The 19156-nt window shown below is 69.6% G+C and carries 13 protein-coding genes and 1 pseudogene; 7 read left to right on the plus strand and 7 right to left on the minus strand.

Translation table 11 applies throughout. The annotated features are described in order from the left end of the window. Positions 1–196: 196 nt before the first annotated feature. A complete protein-coding gene (gene dnaE, locus GGD89_RS14335; protein ID WP_184046479.1) occupies positions 197–3667 on the minus strand; it encodes a DNA polymerase III subunit alpha in 3471 nt (1156 codons plus the stop codon). A gap of 152 nt (positions 3668–3819) precedes the next feature. Between dnaE and GGD89_RS14340 the strand changes: the two genes are divergently transcribed. After that, entirely contained in the window at positions 3820–5061 is a 1242-nt protein-coding gene (locus GGD89_RS14340; RefSeq protein WP_184046481.1) for a hypothetical protein, read from the plus strand. A 225-nt stretch (positions 5062–5286) separates the two neighbouring features. After that, positions 5287–6816 carry a divergent polysaccharide deacetylase family protein gene (locus GGD89_RS14345; protein ID WP_184046483.1) on the plus strand — a complete coding sequence of 510 codons (1530 nt, stop codon included), beginning with the start codon at positions 5287–5289 and terminating at the stop codon, positions 6814–6816. Positions 6817–6987: 171 nt separating this feature from the next. On the opposite strand, the pseudogene GGD89_RS20185 reads toward GGD89_RS14345, so the two are convergent. Continuing rightward, positions 6988–7193 (minus strand): annotated as a pseudogene (locus tag GGD89_RS20185) (hypothetical protein); the annotation flags it as partial. A gap of 248 nt (positions 7194–7441) precedes the next feature. Then, entirely contained in the window at positions 7442–8017 is a 576-nt protein-coding gene (locus GGD89_RS14350) for a helix-turn-helix domain-containing protein (protein ID WP_184046485.1), read from the minus strand. 113 nt (positions 8018–8130) lie between these two features. Between GGD89_RS14350 and GGD89_RS14355 the strand changes: the two genes are divergently transcribed. Then, positions 8131–8457, plus strand: a complete 327-nt coding sequence (locus tag GGD89_RS14355) for a hypothetical protein (protein ID WP_184046487.1) — start codon at positions 8131–8133, stop codon at positions 8455–8457. 281 nt (positions 8458–8738) lie between these two features. Here GGD89_RS14355 and GGD89_RS14360 read toward each other — a convergent pair whose 3' ends face one another. Beyond that, complete coding sequence (locus tag GGD89_RS14360; protein WP_184046573.1) at positions 8739–9608, minus strand: DMT family transporter; 870 nt, start codon at positions 9606–9608, stop codon at positions 8739–8741. Between the two features lie 754 nt (positions 9609–10362). On the opposite strand from GGD89_RS14360, the gene GGD89_RS14365 reads away from it, so the two are divergent. Then, positions 10363–13464, plus strand: coding sequence for an EAL domain-containing protein (locus GGD89_RS14365; protein ID WP_184046489.1), 3102 nt, complete (start codon positions 10363–10365; stop codon positions 13462–13464). Positions 13465–13476: 12 nt separating this feature from the next. Here the strand turns inward: GGD89_RS14365 and GGD89_RS14370 are convergent, their stop codons facing one another. Then, on the minus strand, positions 13477–15798 hold the full coding sequence (locus tag GGD89_RS14370; RefSeq protein WP_184046491.1) for a CHASE2 domain-containing protein: 2322 nt from the start codon (positions 15796–15798) through the stop codon (positions 13477–13479). A 122-nt stretch (positions 15799–15920) separates the two neighbouring features. Further along, the gene (locus GGD89_RS14375; RefSeq protein WP_184046493.1) at positions 15921–17123 is read right to left on the minus strand and encodes a pyridoxal phosphate-dependent aminotransferase; all 1203 of its coding nucleotides are present in this window, start codon (positions 17121–17123) and stop codon (positions 15921–15923) included. Between the two features lie 202 nt (positions 17124–17325). On the opposite strand from GGD89_RS14375, the gene GGD89_RS14380 reads away from it, so the two are divergent. Genes GGD89_RS14380 through GGD89_RS14390 form a run of 3 tightly spaced genes read left to right on the plus strand, consistent with a single transcriptional unit; the run spans position 17326 to position 18477 of the window. After that, the gene (locus tag GGD89_RS14380; RefSeq protein WP_184046495.1) at positions 17326–17631 is read left to right on the plus strand and encodes an ArsR/SmtB family transcription factor; all 306 of its coding nucleotides are present in this window, start codon (positions 17326–17328) and stop codon (positions 17629–17631) included. Next, complete coding sequence (locus tag GGD89_RS14385; RefSeq protein WP_184046496.1) at positions 17618–17818, plus strand: hypothetical protein; 201 nt, start codon at positions 17618–17620, stop codon at positions 17816–17818. The genes GGD89_RS14380 and GGD89_RS14385 overlap by 14 nt, the downstream gene beginning before the upstream one ends. Positions 17819–17820: 2 nt before the next feature. Beyond that, positions 17821–18477, plus strand: coding sequence for a VOC family protein (locus GGD89_RS14390; RefSeq protein ID WP_184046498.1), 657 nt, complete (start codon positions 17821–17823; stop codon positions 18475–18477). 88 nt (positions 18478–18565) lie between these two features. On the opposite strand, the gene greA is transcribed toward GGD89_RS14390, so the two are convergent. Then, on the minus strand, positions 18566–19039 hold the full coding sequence (gene greA / locus GGD89_RS14395) for a transcription elongation factor GreA (protein ID WP_184046500.1): 474 nt from the start codon (positions 19037–19039) through the stop codon (positions 18566–18568). Positions 19040–19156: the final 117 nt, after the last annotated feature.

Consider the following 19156-nt stretch of genomic DNA (forward strand, 5'->3'; position numbering starts at 1 on the left):
CGCCGCGATTTGCTCTTCAAGCCACCTCACCCAGAGGGTGAATCACATCCCGTGTCCCGTGTCCAAGCCTTTCAGCTCAAAATGAGAACTGCTGGACAAACGCCAAGCGTCGACCGCGACGGGACGATCGGCGAGGACATGCCGGCCGAGAGGGAAGGGCCCCCGGTGACGATCCGTCGAAACAGACGATTCCTTGCTAGACCTCCCGCACGTCGAGCACCCCCGGCACCGTGCGCAGGGCCATGAGGGTCTCCGCCGACAGGCGATGACGGGTGTCCAGTTCCACCTCCACCTCGCGCGCCGGGGTGCGCGGCACCACGAAGACCGACTTCTGTCCGCGCGGGTCGCGGTCCAGGATCGCCCGCACCTCGGGCAAGGGGTCCGCGGTGCCGACATAGATCTTGATCTGCTCCACCGTGCGGGCGACCGCCACGTCCAGGCTCTCCACGGTCTGGACGTTCAGGCGCACCTCGTCCTCGCCCTCCAGGCGGGCATCGACGCTGACAAGGAGCGGCTGGGTCGCCTCCAGCTTGTCCCGGGCGGCGGCGAGAACCTCGGAGAAGCACACCGCCTCCAGGGTCGCGCTGGCGTCCGACAGCTCCACGAAGGCGAAGCGGTTGCCGGACTTGCTGTTGCGCTCCTTCTTGGCGCCGGGGATCACGGCCACCTTCACCGGCGTCTTGCCGCCGCGTTTCAGGTAGGCGGGAAGGTCTCCCAGGGCCACAGTGCCCAGCCGCTCCAGGCCCTTGCCGTAACTGTCCAGCGGATGGGCGGACAGATAGAAGCCCAGCGCCTCGCGTTCCTTCTGAAGGCGCTCCATGGCGCTCCACTCGGGACGGGTCGGCAGGGTCAGGGCCGGCGTTTCGTGGGCGGTGCCGCCGAACAGGCTGACCTGGTTGGAGGCGCGATCCTCGGCGGCGCTCTGGGCCAGCCGCAGGATGCTCTCGACCGCCTCGAACACCTGGGCGCGGGTGTCGTTCAGGCTGTCGAACGCCCCCGCCTTGGCCAGGTTCTCCAGCAGCCGGCGGTTGACGACGCGAGCGTCCAGGCGGGTGGCGAAGTCCCCCAGGTCCCGGAACGGTCCGTTCTCGGCGCGCTCGGCCACCAGGGCCGCCATGGCCGCCTCGCCCACGGTCTTGACGGCGGCCAGGGCGTAGCGCACGGCGCCGTCCTCCACCGAGAAGGCGACCTCGGACCGGTTGATGTCCGGTCCCAGCAGGGGCACGCCCAGACGGGACAACTCGGTCTTGAAGGCCCCCAGCTTGTCGGTGTTGTGCATGTCGTAGGTCATGGTCGCGGCCATGAACTCGACGGGGTAGTTGGCCTTCATATAGGCGGTCTGATAGGCCACCAGGGCATAGGCGGCGGCGTGCGACTTGTTGAAGCCGTAGCCGGCGAACTTGGCGATCTGGTCGAAGATCTCCGACGCCTTGGCGGCGGGGATGCCGCGGGCCTCGGCGCCCTGGCAGAACAGCGCGCGCTGGGTGTCCATCTCCGCCTGGATCTTCTTGCCCATGGCCCGCCGCAGCAGGTCGGCGCCGCCCAGGGTGTAGCCGGCCAGGGCCTGGGCGGCCTGCATCACCTGCTCCTGGTAGATCATGATGCCGTAGGTCTCGCGAAGGATGGGCTCCAGCTGCTCGTGCATGTAGTGCACCGGCTCCAGGCCCTGCTTGCGCTTGATGTAGCTGGGGATGTTGTCCATGGGGCCGGGCCGGTAGAGGGCCACGACGGCGATGATGTCCTCCAGGGTATCGGGCTTCAGGTTGCGCAGCACGTCCCGCATGCCGACGCTTTCCAGCTGGAACACGCCGGCGGTCTCGCCCCGCCCCAGCATGTGGTAGGAGCGGCGGTCATCCAGCGGCAACGCCGACAGGTCCAGGGTGATCCCGCGCGGGCGCAGCAGGGCCACCGCGCGGTCGAGCACCGTCAGCGTCTTCAGGCCCAGGAAGTCGAACTTCACCAGTCCGGCCTGTTCCACCCACTTCATGTTGTACTGGGTAACGGGCATGTCGGCGTGGGGATCGCGGTACAGCGCCACCAGGTCGGCCAGCGGCCGGTCGCCGATCACCACGCCGGCGGCGTGGGTCGAGGCGTGGCTGAAAAGGCCCTCCAGCTTGACGCCGATGTCCAGCATGCGGGCCACCTGCTCGTTCTCGCGGCGCAGGTCCTGGAGGCGGGGTTCCCCCTCGATGGCCTGGGGCAGGGTCACCGGCTTGGCCGGGTTGTTGGGCACCATCTTGCAGATCTTGTCCACGAACCCGAGCGGCATTTGCAGCACCCGCCCCACCGAGCGCAGCACGGCGCGGGCCTGCAACTTCCCGAAGGTGATGATCTGCGCCACCTTGTCGGTGCCGTAGGCACCCTGGACGTAGTGGATGACCTCGCCGCGCCGGTCCTGGCAGAAGTCGATGTCGAAGTCCGGCATGGACACGCGCTCGGGGTTCAGGAAGCGCTCGAACAGCAGGTTGAAGCGGATCGGATCCAGGTCGGTGATGGTCAGCGCCCAGGCCACCACGGAGCCGGCGCCGGAGCCGCGCCCCGGCCCCACCGGAATGTGCTGCTGCTTGGTCCACTGGATGAAGTCGGCGACGATCAGGAAGTAGCCGGGAAAGCCCATGGAGTCGATGACGCCCAGTTCGTAGTCCAGGCGCTCGTGGTAGGGGCGGGCGGCGGCCGCGCGGTCCTCGTCGCTCATGCCCTCCTGGAAGACATGCTTCCACAGGCGCTTGGTCAGCCCCTCGACCGCCAGGTCGCGCAGCGCGTCGGCCTCGGAGCGGTCGGCGGCGCGGCGCGCGTGCGGCAGGATGGGTTTGCGCCGCTCGGCCATCACCGCGCAGCGCCGGGCGATCACCAGGGTGTTGTCGCAGGCTTCCGGCAGGTCGTCGAACAGCGCGCGCATCTCGGCGGCGCTCTTGAAATGGTGCTCGGGGGTCAGGCGGCGGCGGTCGGGTTCGTCCACGAAGGTCTTCTCGGCCATGCAGATGAGCACGTCATGGGCCTGGAACATCTCCCGGCCGGGAAAGAACGGCTCGTTGGTGGCCACCAGCGGCAGGTCCTGGGCATAGGCCAGGTCTATAAAGGCGGGCTCCAGGCGGTCCTCGGCGGCCATGCCGTGGCGCTGGATCTCCACGTAGGTCCGCCCCCGAAAGGCCGCCGCCAACCGCGCCAGCAGCGCCGCCGCGTCCTCGGTCCGGTCCTCGCTCAGCAGCCGGCCCACCGGCCCCTCGACGCCGCCGGTCAGCAGGATCAGGCCCTCGGCGCGGGCCTCCAGGTCCTCCAGCGTCACCTGGGGTTTCTCGCCCGAGGGGGTGTCCAGGAACGCCCGGCTCAGCAGGTGCTGAAGGTTGGTCAGGCCCGCCGCCGACTGGGCCAGCAGCACCAGGGGATCCGGATCGGGCTTGCGCAGGTCGCGGGGGCCGGCGCCCCGGCGGCGCGGCTCGTCCGTGTTGCGCACCGCCACCTGCGCGCCGACGATCGGCTGCACCCCCGCGTCCGCGCAGGCCACGGAAAACTCCAGCGCCCCGAACACGTTGCCCGTGTCGGTGATGGCCACCGCCGGCATCGCCTGGCGCGTGCACAGGCCGACCAGGTCCTTGACCTTGATGGCGCCCTCCGACATGGAATAGGCGGTGTGGACACGCAGGTGAACAAAGTCGGCATGGGCCATGAGGGGGGACTCTCCGGATGCGTCAGGCGGGGTCGGGTCGAGGGGGATGGACGAGGGTAGCGGACGCCGCCGGGCTTGTCGTGACCAGGCTTGCCGCGACCAGGCTTGTCGTGACCAGGCTTGTCGTGACCGGGGGTCCAAGGGGGAGGCTTGTGGGTGCCGGCCTGCTGGCGACGGGGCTTGTGGTCTCGTCCGCCCTGGCGGAGACCCCGGACGCGGCGCCCGAGGGCACGGAGGCGGCCGCCCGGCCGCTGGTCCTGTGCACGGCGCCCTGGCCGCCCTTCGTGGAGACCGTTCCGCCGCCGTTGCCGCCCTCGGCGCGGCCGGACCCAAGGGCCCTGGGCTTCACGCGCCCGACGGTCGACGAGGTGCCGGACGCGGCGGAGGGGTCCGGCGACGACGACACCGGCCCCCCCTCCCGCTCCGAGACGCCCGACGCCGGGATCGTCGCCGCCGGTGCGGAGTCGGTGGACGAGCCCGCGTCGAGCACGCCCCTGACCGGCGCCGACGTGGCGCCGCCGGTGCCGCCGGTGACCAAGAGCCTGGGCCGTGTGCTGGCGGCGCGTGATCAGCCGGATCCGGCGGCGCCCGAGACCCGCCTGTCCGTGGTCCGCGTGCCCGAGGTCGAGTCTCCCGCCGCCGAGCCCCCCGCCACCGAGTCCCCGACTATCCCCCTGGCCGCCCCCCTGGCGGCGCCACCCCGCCCCGGGGTCCTGCTGGACCGCCTGAGCATGCCCACGGCGCGGGCGTTGCTGCCCCACGGGCGGCCGGGCGGCCCGGTGACCGAGGCCGTGGTCGCCGCCTGCCGGGAAGCGGGGCTTCCCTGTCGCATCAGCCTGTTGCCGTGGTTGCGGCCCGCCGAACTGCTGGCGTCGGGGCGCTGCGACGGGGTCTTTCCCGTGCCATCCCCAGATCAGACCGACCGGACGATGCGGATCTCGCGGTCGCTGGTGGAAAGCCGCCTGGCGTTCTTCACCCTAGATACCCACCTGACCGAGGCCGCCCAGTTCACCGACTTCATCGTACTGGCGCGCGGGCCGTCCAGTGAGGCCCGCCACGCGCACCGGGCGGTGGAGGGGCTCGATCAGACCCGGCTGGTGTTCGGCCCCGACCTGCCCCGGCTGATCGCCCGCCTGGGGACGCTGCGTCCCGACGACCGGGTGGCGCTGTTCGGCAACTACCATGTGATCACCCGCGCCATGGCGGAGGTGGATGGCTCGGTCCCGGCCCTGTCCGTGGTGCCGGCCGGAGTCCAGCGGCTGCACGTGGGGTTCGCGCGCGATCGCGTGCCCGCGCCGGTGGTCCGGGCCTTCGACCAGGGCCTGCGGCGGATCACGGAAACCCGGGAGCTTCAGGAGATCATGGACCTGGGCGATCTGGAGAGCGGACGGTGAGTTCCCGTGGTGACTGAAGGGTTATGCTTCAGGGGGTTGGGTGTCATTGTTGCGACGAGGTCTGATCTTCGATACTGTCTGTGAAGGCGCGGACGCCCCGGCCGGGGCGTCCGCCCGCGCGATCGTGAGGGGACGCCCCGACCGGCCCATGGGCGGCGCCCGGGACGCGCGATCAGGAAACGCGATCAGAAAACACGACCGGGGAAACAGTGGGAGCCGATGACCATGGCCTCGGGAGGCAGGACCGGCAAGCGCGGAGGCAGCCCCGCGAGCGGGACCGGCAAGGCCGGCGCCCGACCGTCCCGGTCGTCCGCCGCGCGCCCCGGCGGCTCAAAGACGGGTGGGTCCAAGACTCGCGCGGCCGGCGCGCGCGCGCCCGCCAAGACGGCCACCACCGCCGGCAAGGGAACTCGGACCGACCGCGCCCGGCCAGCCTGGACGAAGTCGCGCCCCAAGGGCGGGCGCCGGGCGCCTGGCGGCCGGGGCGCGGGGACGCCCCCCCCGATCAGCCGCCGCGCCATCCTGGGCGGGACCGCGTTGTTCGCCGTCGGCGCCGCCCTCGGACTGCACCTGCGGCGCTGGGAGACGCAAGGCCGGGAGACCGGCCTAATCTCATCGGCGGCGTCCGGCGACCATGCCATCGACGCACCGTCGCCCCGGCCGCCCGGCACCGTCACCATGGCCGACATGCCGGATGCGGCCAGCGTGACCATCGACCTTCCCATGGCCGAGGGGGCCTCGCCCGAGGTTCTGGCCGCGCCGCTGCGCCCGGCGCGCGTGATGCGGCCCGACCAGACCGTGCTGGCCGGCCACCCGGCGGCCGACTCGGCGGCGGCCCTGCCCCGGGTGCCGGCGTGGCTGTCCTCCCTGGGGCCGGCGCCGCCCACGCCGGCGCCGCCGGGCGCGCCTCCCCGGCCCGGACACAAGCCGGCCGAGGGACACGTCGTGCGCGCGCCCGGGTCCGCGTCCACGGCGGTGGCCACCGTGCCCTCATCCCACGGAGCGCGCCGTCCGGTCCCCGCCACGCCGCGCGGGCCGCTCTGGCTGGCCAATGCCCTCGCCATTGCCGATCCGGGCGCCCGCCCCATGGTGACCGTGGTCATCGACGACCTGGGCCTGGACCATCGCCGCACCGCCCGCGTGGCCGCCCTGCCGGGCCCCCTGACGCTGTCGTTCATGTCCTATGCGGGGGAGCTGCCGGCGCAGACCGCCGCCGGGCGCCGCGCCGGGCACGAACTGATGCTGCACATGCCCATGCAGCCCAGCAGCGCGCGCGTGAACCCGGGTCCCGGGGCGCTGATGGTGGGGCAATCGGCCGACGAGATCCGCCGCCGGCTGGACGGCGCCCTGAGGGGCTTCGCCGGCTATGTGGGACTGAACAATCACATGGGGTCGCGGTTCACCGCCAACCCCGCCGGCATGGGCGTGGTCATGGACGAGGTCCGCCGCCGGCAACTGCTGTTCCTGGACAGCCGCACCACCGGGGGCTCGGTGGCGCCCGGACTGGCGGCCCGGGCCGGCGTGCCGTTCATCGAACGCTCCATTTTCCTCGACCACGACCCCGGCCGCGCCACGGTGGACCGCCAGTTAGCGCAACTGGAACGGGTGGCCGCGCGACATGGCCACGCCATCGCCATCGGCCACCCCCGCGACGCCACCATCGCCGGGCTGTCCGCCTGGCTGGGACCCGCGCAGGCGCGCGGCCTGGCCCTGGTGCCGGCCAGCGCCATTCCGCGCTTCGCGCGACTGACCTAGGGCACTGATCCAGACAAAAGATGCAGTCCGCATTCTTTTGTCTGGATCGAAAGTGCACGAGAAACAATATCTTGTGCAGCGACGTTTGCATTCAAGGGTGACTCCCTTGAATGCGTCGCTGCACTAGCAGTTTGCCTGGTTTTGGGTCATCTGGTTGTTGTGAGAGTCGGTGATGGCCGCGCCGTTCTCCCGCCGGAAGGTCGCGATGGTGTCGTGGTCCGGGTGCGTATCCGCCGCCACGAACCGAACGCCGACGGCCCGACCCGCTCCACCGCCTCGATGATGAAGTGCGCCACGCCGTCATCCGGCCCCCACTCCCGCAGGTCCGGCGGCAACAGAAGCGCTTGCGTGCGATCGTCCGAGATGACGTTCGCCATCACCCGATCCCGATGACACCGGATGCCGTCCGAAGCCCGGACCTTAATGGTGCGGGCCTTCGTTCCCTGACGCAAACAGAGATGAACTTTGAGTAAAATTAATGGCAGCTTATCGCAACTAATAAGAAACAAACACCAAATCATGGACAGCAGCCCCCCGAGCCACCAAAGACGGCGGGCAAAAGGAAGCGCTTGACTAAGCTGCCAGAAAGAGTACCTATTAGATTACGAAACTGGCGGGATCAGTCTTAAGCCAAGTGTTTGCTTTGATTCTCTTCAACCGTCGCGTGCAGTTCACGGCGTAACTGGTAGAGCCCCATGCGCAGGGCCACCCGCGCGGCCTTGAGATCCGTGTCGCCCTCGGTGGCGGCGATGACGTCGGCATACAGACGGCCGGCCAGTTCACCAGCGGAGCGATCGTCGATGCGCGCATTGGCATCACGGTATGTGGCCCTGATCCCCTCGAAGCACAGGCCCAGCAGACGACCATCCAGGGCGGGGACGGACGCCACCCCCCTGACCGCCATGGACGGCGATGGGACCGCGGCCGCCCCGCGCGCGAGGCCGTCGCGATACATCGGCCCCTCGCCGGTGGCGAGCCAGTCCACCGACACGTCCGCCGCCCTGGCGATGGGCACCAGGCTGTCGAGCGTGGGGCTGGTTCCCTTCAGAATGCTTCTCAGTGTGCTGTCGCTGATACCCGCGCGCATGGCGAAAGATCGCGCACTCTCCTCCCCGATCGCCGTCCGGATACGGTGTGCCAGCCCTTCTCCCTTCCCCTCTCCTACCATGGCCTTAGCCTTGTGTCCGGGCATATCCGCCATGGCTCCTGTCGACCGGTGATCGACCAAACGCCTCGGTCGAGATACGCGGGAAAATGTGAACGTCAGCGATTATTCGCTTGCCGAATGAGTGGGATTTCGCTAGTCTTCTTGTCATGGCAATTGCAGCTGCAACTTTGGACATCCCAAAAAACCCCGCCATCCGGCGGGAGTGGATCGGTTTTCAGTTGCGCATTCGCGGCTTGAGCAAACGCGCGCTCGCACGGCGCGAGGGTGTCTCGCACCAGGCGGTCAGCCAGGCGGCGCTGGGCGGCGGGTCGCAGTACCTGCAGGAAGCCATTGCCGGAGCCCTCGATCTCCGCGCACAGGACCTGTTTCCCGAACTCTACGACGAGTGCGGCCGGCGCCTCGGGCAGACACGCGACCGAAAGCGTAGCACCCGGCCGGACGGCAAGCATATCAAAACGGAGGACGCGGCGTGACCTGGGGGTCATCCCCCCAATCGCCCCCCGCGTTCGTGGACCGTCCGCCGTCCGACCCGCGGCTCTTGTGGTCACCTCGCTCATGGCCCCAGCAAAGGCCATGGAGACGGCGGATTCGTGGCATGCCTCCCGGCGCGGCACGCGGCGCCGACCCAGCCCCCCGCCTGGTCGCCGGGGGGCTCGGCATTTTGTCCGGCCCCCGCGAGCCGAATCAGAACGGGAAAGCCGGCTCAGGCTCGACGCCGGTTCCGGCCGGGGGTTCGGGTTTCGCGCGACCGGCCCTAGCGCCGGCCCGACCGAATCACCAGCAGCACGCCCAACACGGCGACGCCCATGCCGGTCAACGCCAGGGTGCCCAGGGTCTCGTTGAACAGCGCCCAGGCCACCAGGGCCGTGACCGGCGGCACCAGGTAGAACAGACTGGCCACCCGCGCGGCCTCGCCCATGCGGATCATCACCATCAGCAGCGTGACCGCGCCCACCGACAGCACCACCACCAGCCAGGCCAGCCCGAACAGGAATTCGGCCGTCCAGGCGATGGTTCCGTCCTCGCCGGTCAGCAGCGCCAGGGCGCCCATGGCCACGGTCGCGGCCGAAAACTGGATGACGGCGCCGGGGCGCGGATCCAGCCCCCCGCAGAACCGTTTCTGGTACAGCGTGCCGGCGGTGATCCCCAGCAGCGCCGCGCCGGTCGCCAGCACCGCGCCCAGGCCGAAGCCCTCGAACAGCAGGTCGGCGCTTGGCGCCAGCCTGTCGCCCAGCACCATGGCCACGCCCCCGAAGCCGAGCACCAGTCCCAGCCACTGCCGGGCACTCACCCGTTCACCCAGCAGCGGACCGACCGCCAGGGCCGTCACCAGCGGCTGCAAGCCCACGATCAGGGCCGCGATTCCGGCGGGCATGCCGGCTTCGATGGCCGAGAACACGCCCCCCAGATACACGCCGTGCAGCAGCAGCCCGCTCACCGCCGCATGCCCGGCCTGGGCCGGCGTGGACGGCCAGCGCGCGCGCGACCACCACACCAGCGGCAGGAAGATGACCGTGGTCAGGGCGAAGCGCAGCGCCAGGAAGGTCAACGGCTCGGAATACGGCAGGACCAGCCGGGCACCGATGAAGCCCGTGCTCCACAGCAGCACGAAGACGGCCGGCATGGCGCCAACCAGGGCCGCCCGCGCCGGATCGGACGGCGGCGAAGAGGAGGGTGGCTGCGGCGACTTCGACACGACACGAGATCCTTGGCGGGATTTTGGGTCCGGCGCGCGGATGGCCTGATCACCCGTCCGCCCGTCTCCGACCGACGACGCGGGGCACGCGCCCGCGCCACGACGCGGGGGATCACCAGACGTTGGCGCGGGTCGGAACGAGGCCCCCGAGCGACCCCATGACTCCCCCGTCCCGGCCTTCGATCCCATGGACGGTCCAGGCCCGCCACGATGCCAATCGAGGGCACGATTGGCAATCGGGCCATCATCACGATCATCCGGGGTGTGGCCATCCTGCACCAAGCCGGGTGCCGGCCGAGCACACCCGCCCCTTGGCGACGGCACACCCAGACCTTCGGGCGGGTCCGAGCCACCCCAAGGAAACATCGACAATCAATATACGAGGCTCTAGCCTCATGGTCTCTCTGGTCCCCGGCCCCGCCGACGGCGAACCGGAGCGACGGCCTGGGCGACCGCCATTCCCCCGGCGTTGTCTTCCACGTCACCTCCCGCGTCGACAGACGAGAATTCAGGCGTGCCGTCTCGGGTTCGTCTGGACACGGTGGTCGCGCTCGGGGCACTGTCTTTTGAGGGAGGGGCTCCCCGGATGACCGGCACACCCTTCCATGGCCTACAGAACCGGGACCGCCGAGGGGGCGGTAGCAGGAATCGGTGTCCCGATGACGTGCACGGGATTCACGGGTTGAGGATTCTGCTTGTCGAAGACAACGCACCCTACGCTCGCCTGGTTCAGGTTCTCCTGAACGAGGGCGAGAAGGGCGGATTTGACGTGAAGTGGTCGGCCAGCCTGGCGGACGCGGAAGCGCGCCTCCATGACGATGCCTTCGACGCCGTCATCCTGGACCTGAAGCTGCCCGATTCCGACGGCCTGCGGACCCTGGACGCCATCCTGGAAGCCGAGCCCGGCGTGCCGGTGGTGGTGCTGACCGGCACCGACGACGAGGACGTCGCCGCCGGCGCCGTGCGGCGCGGCGCCCAGGACTACCTGATCAAGGACAGCCTGTCGCCGGAAAGCCTGCGCCGGGCCGTCAGCTACGCCGTGATCCGCAAGGAAACCCTGAGCACCCTGGAAAACGGGGGCGCCTTCCTGGAAGGCCTGGTCGGCGCCGTGCGGGACGGCATCGCGGCGCTGGAGGCGGTGCGCGACCTGGGCGGCACCATCCGGGACTTCCGCTGGCTGCTGGTCAACCCGGCCTTCACCACCTTGCTGGGCCGCAAGGGGGGCGAGATCACCAGCAACGGCCTGCGCGCGCTGGCGGCGGACGTCGGCTGGCCGGATCTGGTGTCGTCGCTGGCGCAGGTGGTCGAGGACCGCGCGCCGGTCAGCATCGAACATCCGGTAACGCGCCCCGACGGCCGCACCGTGTGGGTCCACATGGTGGCCAGTCGACTGGGCAACGGCGTCGCGCTCACCCTCTCCGACATGAGCGAGCGGCGCGCCCAACAACAGCGACTGGCCCAGGTGCTGGATCAGGCCGAGGCCGCGGACTCCGCCAAGTCCCAGTTGCTGCAAACCATCAGTCATGAACTGCGCACGCCGCTGAACAGCATCATCGGCTTCGCCGAGGTGATCCAGTCGGGCGTGTTCGGCGTGCTGGAGAGCACCCGATACCTCTCCTATGTCGACGACATCGCCCGCTCCGGCCACCACATGCTGGAGATCATCAACGACCTGCTCGACCTGGGACGGCTGGAGGAAATCGCCCGCGCCGACAAGACCTACCGCCACCTGATCGATCTCGCCCCGGACCTGATCTGCGTGGTGCGCGACAATCTGGTGGAACTGATGAACGCCGCCGGAGCCTCCATGCTCGGCGTCTGGCCGGCGGACTCCATGATCGGGCGCGACATCCGCCACTATGTGGACGACGAAAGCCGTGGCCTGCTGGACGACGCGCACACCCTGCTGGTGGGCGAACAGCGGCGCCTTCCGGCGCGCATGCTGGACGTGCGCGGCCGCGTCATCGACGTGGAACTGGCCGCCCTGCCCTACGACCCGGACAGCGAGGGGCACAGCTACATGCTGGTGGCCCGCGACGTCAGCGAGCGCCAGCGCGCCACCGAGGAAATCGTCCAGCGCGAGGAACGCCTGTCCAAGATCATGGACACCATGGTGGACCCGCTGATCATCGTCGACACCGAGGGCGTCATCGAGACCTTCAACGCCGCCGCCGAAAAGGTGTTCGAGTACGAGGCGGCGGAGGTCCTCGGCCAGCCCGTCACCATCCTCATGCCCGAGGACATGGGCGAGCGCCACCAGGACTTCGTGCGCACCTACACGCAGACCGGCAAGAGCCGCGTCATGGGCACCGGCCGGGAGGTGGAGGCACGGCGCCGCGACGGCACCACCTTCCCCGCCGAGCTGTCGCTGTCGGAACTCAAGGTGGGCGGCCGGCACCTGTTCATCGGCATCATGCGCGACATCACCGAACGCAAGATCGCCGAACAGCGCCTGTTGTTCCTGGCCACCCGCAACCCGCTCACCGGACTGCCCAACCGCGCCCTGTTCCGCGAACGCCTGGAGGCGGCCATCTCCCGCGCCGACGACAAGGGCACCCAGGTGGGCATCCTGTTCGTCGACCTGGACCACTTCAAGAACATCAACGACACGCTGGGCCACCCGGCCGGCGACCGCGTGCTGCAGATGGCCGGCCGGCGCCTGCAGGTGCACGTGCGCCCGGGCGACACGGTCGCCCATCAAAGCGGCGACGAGTTCACCGTCATCCTGGAAAACATCAAGGGCGAGGACGAGGTCACCACCATCAGCCAGCGCATGCTGGAGGACCTGTCGCGCCCCTTCGAGGTGGACGGCCGCGAGATCTACACCTCCGGCTCCATCGGCGTGGTGATTTATCCGCGCACCCGGGGGGGCATCTCCAACCTGCTGCGCAACGTCGACACGGCGGTGAACTTCGCCAAGAAGCAGGGCCGCAACAATTTCCAGTTCTATTCCGACCGGTTGTCCAACGACATGGTCCGCCGGTTGCAGATCGAAACCGGCCTGCGCCGCGCCCTGGAGCGCGATGAACTGTCCATGGTCTACCAGGTCAAGGTGGACCTGAACACCCGCGCGGTGGTGGGCGCGGAAGCGCTGTTGCGCTGGACCTCGGCCGAGCTGGGGCAGGTCTCGCCCGTCGAGTTCGTCCCCGTGGCCGAGGAGACCGGCCTGGTGGTGCCCATCGGCGAGTGGGTGTTGCGGGCGGTGTGCAAGCAGATCCGCCAGTGGCTGGACACGGGCCTGCCGCCCATGCGGGTGAGCGTGAACCTGTCGGCGCGCCAGTTCCGCGACCAGCAACTGGCCGACCTGATCAAGGGCATCCTGCGCGACACCGGGGTCAAGCCCGACCTGCTGGACCTGGAACTGACCGAGAGCATGCTGGTCGAGAACGCCGACGAGGCGATCGAGGCGCTGTGGTCGCTCAAGAACCTGGGGATCACGCTGTCCATCGACGACTTCGGCACAGGGTACTCGTCCCTGTCCTATCTGAAGCGGTTCCCCATCGACGCTCTGAAGATCGACCGGTCGTTCGTGATGGACATCCCCACCAGCGAGGATGACATGGCCATCACCCAGGCCATCATCCGCATGGCCAGTTCCCTGGGCCTGGCCCTGGTGGCGGAGGGCGTGGAGACGGAAGCGCAGGTGGACTTCCTGCGGGCCAACGGCTGCCACCTGGGACAGGGCTACCTGTTCAGCCGACCGCTGGACGCCGGCGCCGTCGCCGCGCTGCTGACCGACCGCCCGCACACGCACCCGTCCCTGGATGCCGTTCAAGGATCCTGAGGGGCGCCCCGCCTACTTCTCCCGCATCACGAACACGCCGTCCCAGTCGTCACCCGGCGGCGCCGCGCGGAAGGCGGCCACGCGCGTCGCGTACAGATCGTGGAGGGACCGCAGGTCGACCGCGCGCGGGCCGGCCAGGCGCCGGCAGTCGGCCAGGGCGGCCTCGGCCGCGTCCCAGTCCCGACACCGGTAGGCGTTCAGCAGCGTCTCCTGCGCGCCGATCAGGGCCCGGACGTCCGGCGCGTCCGGCGCCGCCTCGTCGTCCAGGACCGTGAACACGCGCACCGGGCGGGTCTTGCCCTTGACCTGGATCTGGTCCAGTTCCAGAAGCGGCATGCGCCCCGCCAGCGCGGCGGCGGTTCGTTCCCCCACCACCAGGGGCACACCGTAGGTCTTGCACTGCCCCTCCAGCCGGGAGGCCAGGTTGACGTCGTCGCCCAGCACCGAATAATCGAAGCGCTGCTCGGACCCCATGTTGCCGACACAGACCTCGCCCGTGTTGAGGCCGATGCCGATGCGAATGGGCAGGAAGGGGCGGTTTTCCTCGGCCGCCTCCCGCTCCAGGCGCCCGTTAAGGTCCTCCAGCGCCGCCAGCATGGCCAGCGCCGCCTGGGTGGCGTGCAGGGCATGGTCGGGATCGTCCAGCGGCGCGTTCCAGAAGGCCATGATGCAGTCGCCCATGTATTTGTCGATGGTGCCCTGGTGGGACAGGATCACCTCGGTCATGGGTGTCAGGAAGCCGTTGATCAGGCGCGTCAGGCCCTCGGCGTCGAACTGCTCCGACAGCGTCGTGAATCCCCGGATGTCGCAGAACATCAGGGTCAGCTCACGCATCTCGCCCCCCAGGCGCAACCGCGACGGATCGGCCACCAGGCGCTCGACCATGGCCGGCGCCATGTAGTGACTGAAGGCCGCGCGCACGCGCCGCTTCTCGGCCTCCTCGCGGGCATGGTTGGCGTAGTTCAGGCCGATGTACATGACCAGCGCCACGAAGGACGGGAACACGGGATCGGTCAGCAGGCGATAGTCGGCGAAGGCCACCCAGGACCCGGCGAAGGCCCCGCCCATGCCGACCACCAGCAGCCCCAGGGTCCAGGTGGCCCCCAGCAGCGGCACCAGCACGATCATCACCAGGCCGAACCCGAAGGCCAGCGCCAGTTCGCCGGCGTCGGTCAGCCGGGGGCGGGTCAGCGTGGCGCCGTCCACCAGCGCCTCGATCACCTGAGCGTGCACCTCCACGCCCGGCAGGAAGGTATCGACGGGCGTGGTCTTGATGTCCAGCAGGCCCACGGCCGAGGTGCCCAGGATCACCAGACGGCCGGCGATGCGGTCCGGATCGAACCGCCCCTCCAGCACGTCCACGGCGGACAGGTACTTGTCGGGGTCATGGTGGGAGAAATAGACCCACAGCCGCCCGAGTTCATCGGTGGGAATGAAATGGGGGCGCACGATCAGCCCCTCGATACCACGGCCAGCGGCCGCCGCGTCCCCGCTGGGCGCGCGCGCCCGGATGCCGATGGTGGTGTTGCCGGTGGCCACCCGCAGGATCTCGGTGGACAGCGACGGCCACAGGGTGCCGGCGGCATTGATGACCATGGGCACGCGGCGCACCATACCGTCGTCCTCGCCCTCGACCACGAACACGCCCCGGCCGGCGGCGGCGGCGTCGATCTCCGGCACGTTGGCCAGCACGGGGCCGTAGTGGCGCATCCACGGGCGCGGGTCCTGGCCGATCAGGGCCACGGACGGGGTCGCCACCGGGCCACGGTAGTCTTCGTGATACGCCGGAATCACGCCCTGGCCGACCACCACCGGCCCCAGGGCCATGGCCTCGGCCAGCACCGCGCTGTTGGAGGGCAGCGCCCGCAGCCGCGCGCGGGTGTAGGGGTCCAGGTTGGGCGTCGCCTTGGCCACCCGCCCCGGCGAGGTGCGGTCGGGCTCGGCAAAGACGATGTCGAAGGCCACCAGGGTCGCGCCCTGCTCGAACACGGTGGTGATCAGTTCGGCGATCAGGGTGCGGGGCCAGGGCCACTGGCCCAGCGTCGCCAGGCTGCGTTCGTCGATGTCGACGATGGTCACCGGCCGCGAGACCACGGCACGCGGCTTGATCTGCTGGTAGATATCGAAGGTCCGGGTGCGCAGCACGCGCAGGGGCGCCGGATCGACGGCGCGCAGCACCACCAGCACCAGCAGGGCGACCAGGGCCAGCAGGCGCGGTCCCGCCCAGTGGCCCCGCCGACGCGCGGGGGCCGCTTCGCCGGGGCGCCGGTCCGCCGCCGTCCCGCCGGTCCGCGCCCCGTTCGCGGTGGGGCGTCGGCGCCATCGGAGTCCCATCGCCCCGCCTCCCACCGTCGCGCGCAGCCCGGGTCACGAGTGTACGCGGGTCCGACCAACGGTGGAAGGTGGCGAGGCACGCGAGCGGGGTTGGCCGGCGACGGCGAACCGGCCGGATGGGATCAGGCGAGGCGCTCGCACAACCTCTTGATCCTCGCGCACGCCTCCCGCAGCTTTTCCGTGGAGGTGGCGTAGGAGATGCGGAAGTACGGCGACAGACCGAACGCCTCGCCCTGAACCGCGGCCACGGACTCCAGGTCCAGCATCGCGGTGACGAAGTCGCCATCGGTCTCGATCACCGTGCCGTCGGGTGTCGTCTTGCCGATCACGCCCGCGCAGGACGGATAGACGTAGAACGCCCCCTCCGGCGTGCGGCAGGACAGGCCCGGACAGTCGTTCAGCAGGCCCACGACCATGTCGCGGCGCTCCTTGAACACCGCGTTCCGCTCGGCGATGGCATCCTGCGGTCCGGTGAGCGCCGCCACGGCGGCGGCCTGGCTGATGGAACTGGTGTGGGTGCTGCTCTGCGACTGGATCTTGTTGATGGCCTTGATCAAGGCCACCGGCCCCCCGGCGTAGCCGACGCGCCAGCCGGTCATGGAGTACGCCTTGGAGACCCCGTTGCAGGTCAGGGTACGGTCCATCAGGCCCGGCTCCACCTGCGCGGGCGTGGCGAAGGTGAAGCCGTCGTAGACCAGATGCTCGTACATGTCGTCGCTCATCACCCAGACATGGGGATGGCGCAGCAGCACGTCGGTCAGGGCCTTCAACTCGGCGGCCGTGTAGGCGGCGCCGGTCGGGTTGTTGGGCGAGTTCAGGATGACCCACTTGGTCCGGGGCGTGATGGCCGCCTCCAGATCCTGGGGCCGCAGCTTGAAGCCGGTGTCCTCCGGACAGGGCACGATCACCGGCGTGCCGCCGGCCAGCAGCACGATGTCCGGATAGCTGACCCAGTAGGGCGCCGGGATGACGACCTCGTCGCCGGCCTCCACGCTGGCCATGATGGCGTTGTAGAGCACCTGCTTGCCACCGCAGCCGACGGTGATCTGGTCGGGCGTGTAGGTCAGGCCGTTGTCGCGCTGGAACTTCTCGACGATGGCCTTGCGCAGGGCCACGGTGCCGGCGACCGGAGTGTACTTGGTCTCGCCCCGGTCCATGGACGCCTTGGCGGCCTCCTTGATGTGCTGGGGCGTGTCGAAGTCGGGCTCGCCCGCGCCCAGGCCGATCACGTCATGCCCGGCGGCGCGCATCTCGTTGGCCTTGGTGGTGACGGCGATGGTGGGCGACGGCTTGATGGCGGACAGGCGCTCGGCGATGAAGGACATGGCGACTGGCTTTCCCGTCAGGAGGAAAGGAAGGGGCGAGGAAACACCCTGCGCGGAGACACGGGATCGGGTGGCCGGGCCGTGACCAACCGACCCCGGGTGCGGCGCACGTTAGCCTCCCGCCCGGCCGGCCGCAAGGCGAACCGGACGCACGCAGATCATATATTGACATATAGCTATTTGACGATGAATGCTCGGCCGCATGGTTGACCGACTTGAGCAATCCAAGGCGCTGGCGAGCGATGTCCGCCTCACGATCCTGACGTGGCTGAAGACGCCGGCGCTCCATTTCCCGCACCAGGTCACCGGCGATCCGGCCGAGATCGGCGTGTGCGTCACCCTGCTGGCGGACACGCTGCGGATCAGCCAGCCGACCGTCAGCCGGCACCTGGAGGTGCTGCGCCGGGCCGGGTTCCTGCGGGTGCGCAGGATCGGGCGCTGGTCCTTCTTCGCCCGCGACGAGATCACCCTGTCCGACTACGCGGAGTGGCTTCGTGACACCCTTTGAGCGCCTGGACCACAGGCTTCTTCCCGGATTCGAACGACGGTTCATGACCGTGGACGGCCAGACGGTGCCGGCCGTGATCGGCGGACAGGGGCCGCCCCTTCTGATGCTGCACGGGGATCCCCAGACCCATCTGTGCCGGCACCGGCTCGCCCAGGTCCTGTCCGCCCCCACGACGTCAGGACGATGACCATGCACGGCACCCCTCCGCCCCTTGCCCTCGATCACATCACGGTCGTCGCCACCACACTGGAGGCGGGGATCGCCCATGTCCGCGCGCACCTGGGCATCACCGCTCCCGCCGGCGGCGCGCATCCCAGGATGGGCACGCACAACCATCTTCTCCGGCTGGGAGACACCGAATTCCTGGAGATCATCGCCATCGATCCGGCGGCCGCGCCGCCCGGCCGGCCGCGATGGTTCGACCTCGACACGCCAAAGGACCACGACGCCGCGCTGGCGACCTGGGTCCTGAGAACGCCGGATCTCGACGCCAGCCTCGGTCCCGCGGCGGCCACGGCGGGCCGGCCCACCGACATCACGCGCGGCGACCTGGCCTGGCGGATCGCGGTCGCCGACGATGGCCGGTTGCCGCTGGACGGGACCTTCCCGACCCTGATCGAGTGGCCCAGGGATCGCAGCGGCCCGGAGTCGCACCCCGCCGCGCGGATGGCCGACCTGGGGTGCCGGCTCGTGTCCCTGACGGTCCATCATCCAGAGGCACGGATCATCCGCGACTTTCTCGGTGATGCGTTCGCCGACGCGCGCGTCACGGTGAGCGAGGCCGGGCGCGCCGCCCTTCGCGCGGAGATCGAAACGCCGGCCGGCCGTCGCGTGATCGGGTCATAGACCAGGGCGCCCGCCCGGCCTCAACGGTCATGACGACCGGCGACCGACATGAGAAAACGGCGATGAGTCGCGCTCATCGCCGTTTGCCTCACACGAACGAAATGCCGGTGATTTCGTAGTACTTGCTGCCACCGGGGGCCTTGACCTCGACGCTGTCGCCCACGCTCTTGCCGATCAGGGCACGGGCGATGGGGGAGCCGATGGAGATGCGGCCGTTTTCCAGATCGGCCTCGTGGACGCCGACGATCTTGTAGGACACCTCGTCGTTGGTGTCCTCATCGGCCAGACCGACGGTGGCCCCGAAGCGCACGGTGTCGCCCGACAGCTTGGAGATGTCGATCACATCGGCGCGGCTGATGATGTCTTCCAGTTCCTTGATGCGGCCCTCGATGAAGCTCTGCCGCTCGCGCGCGGCATGATACTCGGCGTTCTCGGACAGGTCGCCGTGCTCACGCGCTTCCGAAATCGCGCGGATCACCGCCGGACGGTCATTGGACTTCAGGGTTTTCAACTCATCCTCCAGGCTCCTCAGCCCTTCGGGAGTCATCGGCACTTTCTCCATCTGCGGGAACCCTCGGTTGCTATCCTATCGATCCACATGAAGGACCGACGGTCAATCCGTGGCCGGCACGCCCCGCTCCTTCCGGGGTCCCACGACGGCATGCCGGGGAGACCGGAA

The organism is Roseospira visakhapatnamensis, from assembly GCF_014197915.1.
Classification (GTDB): domain Bacteria; phylum Pseudomonadota; class Alphaproteobacteria; order Rhodospirillales; family Rhodospirillaceae; genus Rhodospira; species Rhodospira visakhapatnamensis.

What these genes read in the sequence shown, in the direction of transcription:
- dnaE (WP_184046479.1), bottom strand. Translation starts at nt 3,667, where the DNA reads ATGGCCCATGCCGACTTTGTTCACCTGCGTGTCCACACCGCCTATTCC.
- GGD89_RS14345 (WP_184046483.1), top strand. Translation starts at nt 5,287, where the DNA reads ATGGCCTCGGGAGGCAGGACCGGCAAGCGCGGAGGCAGCCCCGCGAGC.
- GGD89_RS14350 (WP_184046485.1), bottom strand. Translation starts at nt 8,017, where the DNA reads ATGGCGGATATGCCCGGACACAAGGCTAAGGCCATGGTAGGAGAGGGG.
- GGD89_RS14355 (WP_184046487.1), top strand. Translation starts at nt 8,131, where the DNA reads ATGGCAATTGCAGCTGCAACTTTGGACATCCCAAAAAACCCCGCCATC.
- GGD89_RS14360 (WP_184046573.1), bottom strand. Translation starts at nt 9,608, where the DNA reads ATGCCGGCCGTCTTCGTGCTGCTGTGGAGCACGGGCTTCATCGGTGCC.
- GGD89_RS14370 (WP_184046491.1), bottom strand. Translation starts at nt 15,798, where the DNA reads ATGGGACTCCGATGGCGCCGACGCCCCACCGCGAACGGGGCGCGGACC.
- GGD89_RS14375 (WP_184046493.1), bottom strand. Translation starts at nt 17,123, where the DNA reads ATGTCCTTCATCGCCGAGCGCCTGTCCGCCATCAAGCCGTCGCCCACC.
- GGD89_RS14380 (WP_184046495.1), top strand. Translation starts at nt 17,326, where the DNA reads ATGGTTGACCGACTTGAGCAATCCAAGGCGCTGGCGAGCGATGTCCGC.
- GGD89_RS14390 (WP_184046498.1), top strand. Translation starts at nt 17,821, where the DNA reads ATGCACGGCACCCCTCCGCCCCTTGCCCTCGATCACATCACGGTCGTC.
- greA (WP_184046500.1), bottom strand. Translation starts at nt 19,039, where the DNA reads ATGGAGAAAGTGCCGATGACTCCCGAAGGGCTGAGGAGCCTGGAGGAT.